Origin of the sequence: Nonomuraea sp. NPDC052265, from assembly GCF_044547985.1 — a bacterium.
In the GTDB taxonomy this organism is placed as follows: Bacteria; Actinomycetota; Actinomycetes; order Streptosporangiales; family Streptosporangiaceae; genus Nonomuraea.
Map to the genome: position 1 here is coordinate 47632 of NZ_JBIUBJ010000002.1, position 11005 is coordinate 58636.

Below are 11005 nucleotides of genomic sequence, written 5' to 3' on the forward strand. Positions count from 1 at the left end.
CGGGAACGTACCCCGAAAGGATTTCTCGTCATGCTCGTGATCGCCCATCTCAGTGACATCCACATCGGCGGCTCGGACCGGTCCGTCGAGCGCGCCGACGCCGTCATGCGCTACCTGGACGCCCTTCCGTACGACCTCGATGCGGTGCTCGTCACCGGCGACATCGCCGACCACGGGCTGGCCGAGGAGTACGAGCAGGCGCGCAAGCTGCTGGCCTCGCGCCACCCGGTCCTGGTGTGCCCCGGCAACCACGACGTCCGCGAGGAGTTCCGCCGGGTGCTGCTCGGCGAGCCGGCCGCGTCCGGGCCGGTCAACCGGGTCCACCGCACGGGCGGGGCCGTCTATGTGTTGTGCGACTCCTCCATCCCGGGCCGGGCCGCGGGCGACCTGGACGACGAGACGCTGGCCTGGCTCGACGGCGTGCTCGGCGAGGAACACGACCTGCCGGTGCTCGTGGCCTTCCATCACCCGCCCGCGCCGCTGCACTCGCCGATCGACACGATCATGCTTGAGCGTCCGGAACGCCTCGCGGACCTGCTGGCCGGGCACCCGGACGTGACCGCCGTGCTGGTCGGCCACGCCCACACGGCGGCGGCCACCACCTTCGCCGGACGCCCGCTGCTCGCGGCCCCGGGCGTGGTGTCCACGCTGAGGCTGCCGTGGGAGGGCGCCACGACGCTGGCCGGCTGCGGCGACTACGCGCTCCCGCCGGGGCTCGTCTTCCACGTCCTGGACGACGACGGCCGGATCACCACCCACCATCGCGTCGTACCGGTCTGACGGGTACGGCGGCGGGCGGGCCGGGAGGCCGCGGGCTTCCCGGCACCGGGACGGATCGCTTCATGGGGGCGCTCCTCGGGCGAGAGGCTGTTAGCGCTACCAAGAGAAGTGAGCGCTAACAAGGGCAATCGGCGCCACGTTAGAGACGGGACGCCCCTGGAGTCAAGGGCTTCCCGGCGTGACGTGACCGTAATGAAGAGGGCCCTTGACGGGAGTGCTTGTTAACGTTCACAGTCGTGGCCAAGCCAGGAAAGGAGCGGTCGCGGGATCGGTCCGGGTCGTCTCCCCTCGGTCGCGGCCGAGGAGGCGAGGTGGCGGCCCGCCTCCTGGCACCCCCGCGGTCGCCGGTACGCGAGACGGGCACGGCCCGACGGGACCGCGCAGGCCCCCGAGGCAGGAAGGCGCCGGCAGCCGGCTTCGGTTGTTAGCGCTCACATGAGAAGGGAACCCCCCACGTGTTCAAGAGGATCTCGGCGTTACTGCTCGCCGGGCTCACCGCGATGTCGGTGGCGAGCTGCGGCGGAGGCAGTGGCGGCAGCGGCGGCAGCGGCGGCGACTCCGTCACCATGGGCTTCGCCCAGGTCGGCGCGGAGAGCGGCTGGCGCACCGCGAACACCAAGTCCGTGCAGGACTCGGCCAAGACCGCGGGCGTGACGCTCAAGTTCTCCGACGCCCAGCAGAAGCAGGAGAACCAGATCAAGGCCATCCGCTCCTACATCCAGCAGAAGGTGGACGTCATCGCCTTCTCGCCGGTGGTGGAGTCCGGCTGGGACACGGTGCTCAAGGAGGCGAAGGACGCGAAGATCCCGGTCATCCTGACCGACCGCGCCGTCGACTCCAAGGACACCTCCCTGTACAAGACCTTCCTCGGCTCCGACTTCGTCGAGGAGGGCAAGAAGGCCGGTCAGTGGCTGGTGGAGGAGTACAAGGACGCCAAGGACCCGGTGAACATCGTCGAACTCCAGGGCACCACCGGCTCGGCCCCCGCCAACGACCGCAAGGCCGGGTTCGCCCAGGTCATCGGCGCCGACCCGAAGTTCAGGGTCATCGCCTCGCAGACCGGCGACTTCACCAGGGCCAAGGGCAAGGAGGTCATGGAGGCCTTCCTGAAGTCCAACCCGGACATCGACGTGCTGTACGCCCACAACGACGACATGGGCCTGGGCGCGATCGAGGCCATCGAGGGCGCGGGCAAGGTGCCCGGCAAGGACATCAAGATCATCACGGTCGACGCCGTCAAGGACGGCATGCAGGCGCTGGCCGACGGGAAGATCAACTACATCGTCGAGTGCTCGCCGCTGCTCGGCCCGCAGCTCATGGACCTGGCCAAGAAGGTCGTCAAGGGTGAGCAGGTGCCGGCCCGCGTGGTGACCGAGGAGACCACGTTCACGCAGGAGCAGGCCAAGCAGGTCCTGTCCAGCCGTCAGTACTGATCGCACGGGCCGGGCCCGGGGCCCGGCCCTTCAGGCGGAAGGGGAGGCGCATGGCCGCACCCGCACCGGTCCTGACGATGAACGGGATCGGCAAACAGTTTCCCGGGGTCAAGGCCCTGGACGGCGTGGACCTGCGGCTGCTGCCCGGCGAGGTGCACGCGCTCATGGGCGAGAACGGCGCGGGCAAGTCCACCCTGATCAAGGTGCTCACCGGCGTGCATCCCGCCGACGCGGGCACGATCGAGCTCGGCGGGCGGCCCGTCGCCTTCGCCGGCCCGGCCGAGGCGCAGCGGGGCGGCATCAGCACGGTCTACCAGGAGGTCAACCTCTGCGCGAACCTGTCGGTGGCCGAGAACATCTTCATCGGACGCGAGCCGCGCAGCTTCGGGCGCATCGACTGGAAACGCGTACGGGCCAGGGCCGGCGAGCTGCTGGCCAGGCTGGACCTGAGCATCGACGTCTCGGCGCCGCTGTCGGCGTACTCGCTGGCGGTGCAGCAGATGGTGGCCATCGCGCGGGCGGTCGACATCGAGGCGCGGGTGCTGATCCTGGACGAGCCCACCTCCAGCCTGGACGCCGACGAGGTGCGGCAGCTCTTCCGGGTGATGCGGCGGCTCAAGGAGGAAGGCATCGCCATCCTCTTCGTCTCCCACTTTCTCGACCAGATCTACGAAATTTCCGACCGTATGACGATCCTCCGCAACGGACGGCTCGTCGGCGAGTACCTGACCCGCGAGCTGCCCCAGATCGAGCTGGTCGCCAAGATGATCGGCCAGGAGCTGGCCGCGCTCGAACGCCTGCACGGCGAGGCCAGGGTCTTCGACCGCCCGCTGGTCGAGGCGCGCGGGCTGGGCCGGGCCGGGGCCGTCGAGCCCTTCTCGCTCACCATCCACGAGGGCGAGGTCGTGGGCCTGGCGGGGCTGCTCGGCTCGGGACGTACCGAGGTCGCGCGGCTGCTGTTCGGCGCCGACCACGCGGGCGGCGGCGAGGTGGCCGTCGGCGGCGCGCCCGCCGCGCTGCGCACCCCGCGCGCGGCGATGAACCACAAGATCGCCTTCTGCTCGGAGAACCGCAAGGAGGACGGCCTGATCCCCGACCTCACCGTGCGCGAGAACATCGTCCTGGCCCTGCAGGCCATCCGGGGCTGGACCAGGCCGGTGCCGCGCGAGCAGCAGGACGAGCTGGTCGGCCGGTACGTCAAGGCCCTGCGGATCAGCCCGCCCAACCCCGAGCACCTGGTCAGGAACCTGAGCGGCGGCAACCAGCAGAAGGTGCTGCTGGCCCGCTGGCTCATCCTGGAGCCCCGGCTGCTCATCCTCGACGAGCCCACCCGGGGCATCGACGTCGGGGCCAAGACCGAGATCCAGCGCCTGGTCGCCGAGCTGTCCGACGGCGGCATGGCGGTGCTGTTCATCTCCGCCGAGCTGGAGGAGGTGCTGCGGCTCAGCCACAAGGTCGAGGTGCTGCGCGACCGGCGGCTGGTGGCCGAGCTGCCCAACGACGACGCCCTGACCACGGACGTGCTGATGGAGACGATCGCGAGCGGAGGGCGGCCCTGATGCGGCGGTTGTTGTGGCCGGTGGCGGTGCTCGCGCTGCTGCTGGCCCTGAACGTGTTCTTCACCCCCAGCTTCTTCTCCGTCCAGGTCAGGGACGATCACCTGTACGGCAGCCTGATCGACATCCTGCGCTTCGGCGCGCCGCTGATCCTGGTCTCGCTCGGCATGACGCTGGTCATCGCGACCGGCGGCATCGACCTGTCGGTGGGCTCGGTGGTGGCGATCTCGGGCGCGCTGGCCTGCCTGCGGATCAGCGAGGACGCCGGTGTGCCGGCCGCCGTGGCGGCGGCGCTCGGGTTGTGCCTGGTGCTCGGCGCCTGGAACGGGTTCCTGGTCGCGCAGGCGGGCATCCAGCCGATCATCGCCACGCTGATCCTCATGGTGGCCGGGCGCGGCCTGGCCCAGCTCATCACCGACGGGCAGATCATCACGGTCAACAACCCGTCGTACAAGCTGATCGGCGGCGGGTATCTGCTGGCGGTGCCGTTCGGGGTGCTGCTGGTGCTGGCCGTGCTGGCGGTCACCGCGTTCCTGACCCGGCGGCTGGCGCTGGGCCTGCTGATCGAGTCGGTCGGCGGGAACGCCGAGGCCAGCAGGCTCGCGGGCATCAGGTCGCGGGGGATCGTCGTCATGGTCTACGCCTTCGCCGCCCTGTGCGCGGGCATCGCCGGGCTCATGATCAGCTCGAACGTCTCCAGCGCCGACGGCAACAACGCCGGGCTGTGGATCGAGCTGGACGCGATCCTGGCCGTGGTGATCGGCGGCACCTCGCTGTCGGGCGGCCGGTTCTCGCTGGGCGGGACCGTGCTCGGCGCGCTCATCATCCAGACGCTCACCACGACGATCTACTCCATCGGCGTGCCGCCCGAGACGACCCTGCTGTTCAAGGCGCTGGTGGTGACGGCGGTCTGCCTCGTGCAGTCGCCGTCGTTCCGCGCGAAGGCGTTGCGCCGGCGCGGCCGGAGCGCGCCGCCCAGCCCGGCCCCCGAGGAGAAAGTGCGGGTGACCCTGTGACGACCATGACCGTGGGCCGGGTCGCGTTGCCGGCCCGCTACCTGCCGGTGCTCGTGACGGCGTGCCTGTTCGTGGCGATGTTCGTCGTGGGCGGCGTCCGGTACGAGGGGTTCGCCGGCGGGCAGGTGGTGCTCAACGTCTTCATCGACAACGCGTTCCTGCTGGTGGTGGCGGTGGGGATGACGTTCGTGATCCTGACCGGGGGCATCGACCTGTCGGTGGGGTCGGTGGTGGCGCTGTCCACGATGATCTCGGCGTCGCTGATGTCGGGGCCGGGGTGGCCGCCGTACGTGGTGGTGCCGCTGGTGCTGGCCGTCGGGGCCGGGCTCGGGCTGGTGATGGGGTACATCGTGCACGCCTTCGACATCCAGCCGTTCATCGTGACGCTGGCCGGGATGTTCCTGGCCCGGGGGCTGTGCTACACGATCGGCACGGACTCGATCCCGATCGAGGACCCGACGTTCACGGCGTTCGCGCAGACCAGGATCGATCTGTTCGCCGGTCTGTGGATCTCGCCGAGCGTGCTCGTCGCGGTGGCGGTCGTGCTGGTGGCGGCGTACGTGCTGCACTACACCCGGTTCGGCAGGGCGGTGTACGCGACGGGCGGCAGCGAGCAGTCCGCGCTGCTCATGGGCCTGCCGGTGGCCCGGACGAAGATCACGGTCTACACGGTGAGCGGCTTCTGCTCGGCGCTCGGCGGCGTGCTGCTGTCGTTCTACATGCTCTCCGGCTACGGCCTGCACGCCGTGGGCATGGAGCTGGACGCCATCGCCGCCGTGGTGATCGGCGGCACGCTGCTCACGGGCGGCAGCGGCTTCCTGTTCGGCACGGTGCTCGGCGTGCTGGTGCTCGGCCTGATCCAGACGATCATCAGCTTCGAGGGCACGCTCAGTTCCTGGTGGACCAAGATCTTCATCGGCCTGCTGCTCTTCGTCTTCATCGTCCTGCAACGGCTCTTCAGTGCGCGCTCAAGGCGCTGACCTGCAAGGAGATCGCCATGAAAGTTACCTAAAGGTTTCCGTGAGGTTATGCTCAACCGTTGACATAGTCTTTGTTAGCGATAACAATCGGCGAGAACGAAGCACGAACTTTGTTCTGATTCAGCACGTTCTGTGACTGAACCCTCTGCTCTATCGGCAGTTAACGCTCACATGCCGCTGCCGCAACCCCCATTGCAAGGAGTGCCACATGAGGTTGGGACGTATCGGGGGCGTGGTGTCCGCCATCGCGCTCGCCGCGACCATGACGGCCTGCGGCTCCAGCCAGAAGACGGTCGACGCCGACGCCTCCACGTCGGCCGCGGCCGGCGGCGCGGGCGCCCTGATCGGCGTCACGATGCCCACCAAGTCGTCCGAACGGTGGATCCACGACGGCGACAACGTCAAGCAGCAGCTCGAACAGCTGGGCTACAAGGTCGACCTCCAGTACGCCGAGAACGACATCCCGACGCAGGCCAACCAGATCGAGAACCAGATCACCAAGGGCGCCAAGCTCCTGATCATCGCCTCGATCGACGGCACCGCGATCACCTCGCAGCTCCAGCAGGCCGCCGACGCCAAGATCCCGGTCATCTCCTACGACCGCCTGATCCGCAACAGCCCGAACGTCGACTACTACGCCACCTTCGACAACTTCAAGGTCGGCGTGCAGCAGGCGACCTCGCTGATCAAGGGCCTCGGCGTGGACGACGGCAAGAAGGGCCCCTTCAACGTCGAGCTGTTCGGCGGCTCGCCCGACGACAACAACGCCACGTTCTTCTGGAACGGCGCCCTGTCGGTGCTCCAGCCGAAGATCGACGACGGCACCCTGGTGGTCAAGAGCGGTCAGAAGGACTTCAAGACCGCCGCCATCCTGCGCTGGGACCCGGCCACGGCCCAGAAGCGCATGGAGGACATCCTCACCAAGACCTACACCGGCGGCACCAAGGTGGACGGCGTGCTGTCCCCGTACGACGGCCTGTCCATCGGCATCCTGTCGGCGCTCAAGAGCTCCGGCTACGGCACCAGCGGCCAGCCCTACCCCGTCGTGACCGGCCAGGACGCCGAGCTCGCCTCGGTCAAGTCGATCATCGCCGGTGAGCAGTACTCCACCATCTTCAAGGACACCCGCAAGCTCGCCGAGCAGACGGTGAAGATGGCCGACGCGGTCCTCAAGGGCGGCAAGCCCGAGGTGAACAACACCAAGGACTACGACAACGGCAACAAGATCGTCCCCTCCTACCTGCTCGACCCGGTGATCGTGGACAAGAGCAACTACAAGGAGATCATCGTCGGCGGCAACTACTACACCGAGGACCAGCTCAAGTAAGGGCCCGCCCCGGGGGACCGCGGTCCCCCGGGGGCACTTCCCACACCTGAGCGAGGGGCATATGACCGAGCACATCTTGCGGATGAGCGGGATCACCAAGACGTTCCCCGGTGTCAAGGCGTTGCAGGACGTCAACCTGGCCGTCCGGCGCGGCGAGATCCACGCCATCTGCGGCGAGAACGGCGCCGGCAAGTCGACGCTGATGAAGGTCCTGTCCGGGGTCTACCCGCACGGCGACTACGAGGGCGAGATCACCTTCGAGGGCCGGCGCTGCGAGTTCTCCGGCATCCGCGACAGCGAGCACGCCGGCATCGTCATCATCCACCAGGAGCTGGCGCTCAGCCCGCAGCTGTCGATCGCCGAGAACATCTTCCTCGGCAACGAGCGCGCCAGGCGCGGTTTCATCGACTGGAACCGCACCAACTACGAGGCCGCCGAGCTGATGCGCCGCGTCGGCCTGCACGAGAACCCCACCACCACGGTCTCCGACATCGGCGTCGGCAAGCAGCAGCTCGTCGAGATCGCCAAGGCGCTGTCGAAGGAGGTGAAGCTGCTCATCCTCGACGAGCCGACCGCCGCGCTCAACGACGACGACTCGGCCCACCTGCTCGACCTGCTGCGCGGGCTGCGGGACGAGGGCATCACCTGCGTGATCATCTCCCACAAGCTCAACGAGGTGACCGCGATCGCCGACTCCGTCACGATCATCCGCGACGGCCGCACGATCGAGACCCTGGACATGGCCACCGACCACGTCACCGAGGACCGGATCATCTCCGGCATGGTCGGCCGCGCGCTGGACAACCGTTTCCCGCCGCACGAGTCGACGATCGGCGAGGAGGTCCTGCGGATCGAGGACTGGACGGTCTACAGCCCGAGCCAGCCCGGCAGGAAGGTCGTGGACGGCGCCTCACTCAACCTGCGCAGGGGCGAGATCGTCGGCCTGGCCGGCCTGATGGGCGCCGGGCGCACCGAGCTGGCGATGAGCCTGTTCGGCCGCACGTACGGCGTGCACATCTCCGGCAAGGTCTTCAAGGACGGCAAGCCGATCGAGATCCGCAACGTGCAGGACGCGATCCACCACGGCCTGGCCTACGCCACCGAGGACCGCAAGCGGTACGGCCTGAACCTCATCGAGGACATCAAGCGCAACATCAGCGCAGCCGGGCTCAAGGGCCTGGCCCGGCGCGGCTGGGTGAACGAGAACGAGGAGTACAAGGTCGCCGAGGAGTTCCACCGGAGCATGAACATCAAGGCGCCCAGCGTCAACAGCGTCGTCGGCAAGCTGAGCGGCGGCAACCAGCAGAAGGTCGTGCTCTCCAAGTGGATCCTGACCCAGCCTGACGTGCTCATCCTCGACGAGCCCACCCGCGGCATCGACGTCGGGGCCAAGTACGAGATCTACACGATCATCAACCGCCTCGCCGACCAGGGCAAGGCCGTGCTGGTGATCTCCAGTGAGTTGCCTGAGCTGCTCGGCCTGTGCGACCGCATCTACACGCTCTCCGAAGGTTGCGTCACCGGCGAGGTCCCCCGCCGGGAGGCCACCCAGGAAAGCCTCATGCATCTCATGACCAAGGGACAGGAGTAGCTCCGATGAGCAGCATCACGCCCGCCGACGTGCAGGTCGGCGCGGGAAGCGACGGGGGAGCGCCGCGGCGGCCCGGCCAGGTGTCGCTGGGCGGCCTGTCGCTGAACCTGCGTTCGAGCGGCATCTACATCGCCTTCGCGCTGATCATCGTGCTGTTCTCGGTGCTCACCGACGGCGCCTTGCTTCAGCCGCAGAACATCTCCAACATCATCGTCCAGAACTCCTACGTCCTGATCCTCGCGATCGGGATGATCCTGGTCATCATCGCCGGGCACATCGACCTGTCGGTCGGCTCGGTGGTGGCGGTCACCGGGGCGCTGGCCGCCGTGCTCATGGTGAACATGGGCCTGCCGTGGCCGCTGGCCCTGCTGATCACGGTCGCCGCCGGCGCGCTGATCGGGGCCTGGCAGGGGTACTGGATCGCCTACTTCGGCATCCCTGCCTTCATCGTCACGCTGGCCGGCATGCTGCTGTTCCGCGCGCTGACCATGACCGTCCTGGGCAACCAGGGCATCGGCCCGTTCCCCGACCAGGTCCGTACGCTGGCCAACGGCTTCACCGACGGCTACCTCGGCAACGTGGGCCTCGGCCCGCTGGGCGGCGCCGACCTGTTCAGCCTGATCATCGGCCTGGTCGCGATCGGCGGCATGGTCGCCGCGCAGTGGCGCACCCGCAACGCCCGCAGGGGCTACGGCCAGTCGGTCGAGCCGATGGCCATGTTCGCGCTGAAGATGGTGGCCGGCGCCGCGCTGATCCTGTTCCTGGTCGTGCAGCTCGCCCGCTTCAAGAACCTGCCATGGGTGCTGGTGCTGCTGGCCGTGCTGGTGCTGGCGTACTCGCTGATGGCCAACCGCACGGTCTTCGGCCGGCAGATCTACGCCATCGGCGGCAACCTCCAGGCGGCGGTCATGTCCGGCGTCAAGGTCAAGTCGGTGGTCTTCTGGATCTTCGTCAACATGGGCGTGCTGGCCTCCATCGCCGGCATCATCTTCGCCGGCCGGCTCAACCAGGCGGGCCCGACCGCGGGCAACAGCTTCGAGCTGGACGCCATCGCGGCGGCCTTCATCGGCGGCGCGGCCGTCCAGGGCGGCGTCGGCAAGGTCGTCGGCGCCATCACCGGCGGCCTGATCATGGCTGTCATCAACAACGGCATGTCGCTCATCGGCTCGCCCAGTGAACGCGTGATGCTCGTCAAGGGCGCCGTCCTGCTGGCCGCCGTCGCGTTCGACGTGTGGACCAAGCGCCGGGCGGGCGCCTCCCGCTGACCGCCGCAGGTCCGGCAAGCCCCGCGAAAGGAGAACCCGTGGTACCGAGCCCCAGGCCGCGTCCGCCGGTCATGGCCGACGTGGCCAAGGAGGCCGGCGTGTCGCACCAGACGGTCTCGCGGGTGCTCAACGACCACCCGAACGTCCGGGCCGACACCCGCGCCCGGGTGGAGGAGGCGATCACCCGCCTGGGCTACCGGCGCAACCTGGTCGCCCGCGCGCTGGTCACCAAGCGGTCGCGCACCCTCGGGGTGGTGAGCTTCGACACCACCCTGTACGGCCCGGCCAGCATGGTCTACGGCATCGAGCAGGCGGCCAGGACCGCGGGGTACTTCGTCAGCATCGTGAGCCTGAAGTCGATCGACGCGGCCAGCGTCCGCGACGCGCTGGACTACCTGGCCGAGCAGAACGTGGACGGGGTGGTGGTGGTCGCGCCGCAGCGCTCGGCCGCCTCCGCCCTGGAGAGCCTGCCGGCCGGGGTGCCCGCGGTCGTGGTCGAGGGCGCGCACGGCGCCGACGTCTCCGCGGTCTGCATCGACCAGGTCGAGGGCGCCAGGCTCGCCACCCGGCACCTGCTGGACCTGGGCCACGAGACGGTCTGGCACGTCACGGGGCCGGCCGGCTGGCTGGAGACCGAGGGCCGCGTCGAGGGCTGGCGCGCGGCGCTGGAGCAGGCCGGCCGCCCGGTGCCCGAGCCGCTGGCCGGCGACTGGAGCCCGCGCGCCGGGTACGAGGCCGGCAAGAGGCTGGCCGGGATGGACGGCGTCACCGCGGTGTTCGCGGCCAACGACCAGATGGCGCTGGGCGTGCTGCGCGCGCTCAGCGAGGCCGGGGTGCCCGTCCCCGGCCGGATCAGCGTCGTGGGCTTCGACGACATCCCCGAGTCCGAGTTCTTCTCCCCGCCGCTCACCACGGTCCGGCAGGACTTCGACGTGGTGGGCCGCCACTGCATCGAGGTGCTGCTGCGGCAGATCGAGGCCGGGCCGACGGCGTACGAGCGCATGGTGGTGCGTCCCAGCTTCGTCGTCAGGTCCAGCACCGCGCCGGCGCCGTAGCC

Annotated in this window: 9 protein-coding genes; all 9 read left to right on the forward strand. The window is 69.0% G+C overall.

Annotated features, from left to right (window positions below; genetic code table 11):
• Positions 1–30 precede the first annotated feature (30 nt).
• The 9 genes from ACIHAD_RS05290 (at position 31) to ACIHAD_RS05330 (ending at position 11003) form a co-directional block, all read left to right on the forward strand.
• Complete coding sequence (locus ACIHAD_RS05290) at positions 31–780, forward strand: metallophosphoesterase (protein WP_397353106.1); 750 nt, start codon at positions 31–33, stop codon at positions 778–780.
• A 455-nt stretch (positions 781–1235) separates the two neighbouring features.
• On the forward strand, positions 1236–2213 hold the full coding sequence (locus ACIHAD_RS05295) for an ABC transporter substrate-binding protein (protein WP_397353108.1): 978 nt from the start codon (positions 1236–1238) through the stop codon (positions 2211–2213).
• Between the two features lie 50 nt (positions 2214–2263).
• Positions 2264–3772: a sugar ABC transporter ATP-binding protein gene (locus tag ACIHAD_RS05300; RefSeq protein ID WP_397353109.1), complete on the forward strand. Its 1509-nt coding sequence runs from the start codon at positions 2264–2266 to the stop codon at positions 3770–3772.
• Positions 3772–4785, forward strand: a complete 1014-nt coding sequence (locus ACIHAD_RS05305) for an ABC transporter permease (RefSeq protein ID WP_397353110.1) — start codon at positions 3772–3774, stop codon at positions 4783–4785. Before ACIHAD_RS05300 ends, ACIHAD_RS05305 begins: the two co-directional genes overlap by 1 nt.
• Before the next feature lie 5 nt (positions 4786–4790).
• The gene (gene yjfF / locus ACIHAD_RS05310) at positions 4791–5765 is read left to right on the forward strand and encodes a galactofuranose ABC transporter, permease protein YjfF (RefSeq protein ID WP_397353851.1); all 975 of its coding nucleotides are present in this window, start codon (positions 4791–4793) and stop codon (positions 5763–5765) included.
• 208 nt (positions 5766–5973) lie between these two features.
• Positions 5974–7092, forward strand: coding sequence for a multiple monosaccharide ABC transporter substrate-binding protein (gene chvE, locus ACIHAD_RS05315; RefSeq protein ID WP_397353111.1), 1119 nt, complete (start codon positions 5974–5976; stop codon positions 7090–7092).
• 61 nt (positions 7093–7153) lie between these two features.
• Positions 7154–8683: a multiple monosaccharide ABC transporter ATP-binding protein gene (mmsA, locus tag ACIHAD_RS05320; protein WP_397353112.1), complete on the forward strand. Its 1530-nt coding sequence runs from the start codon at positions 7154–7156 to the stop codon at positions 8681–8683.
• A gap of 5 nt (positions 8684–8688) precedes the next feature.
• Entirely contained in the window at positions 8689–9948 is a 1260-nt protein-coding gene (mmsB, locus tag ACIHAD_RS05325) for a multiple monosaccharide ABC transporter permease (protein ID WP_397353113.1), read from the forward strand.
• A gap of 71 nt (positions 9949–10019) precedes the next feature.
• Positions 10020–11003, forward strand: a complete 984-nt coding sequence (locus ACIHAD_RS05330; protein WP_397353852.1) for a LacI family DNA-binding transcriptional regulator — start codon at positions 10020–10022, stop codon at positions 11001–11003.
• Positions 11004–11005: the final 2 nt, after the last annotated feature.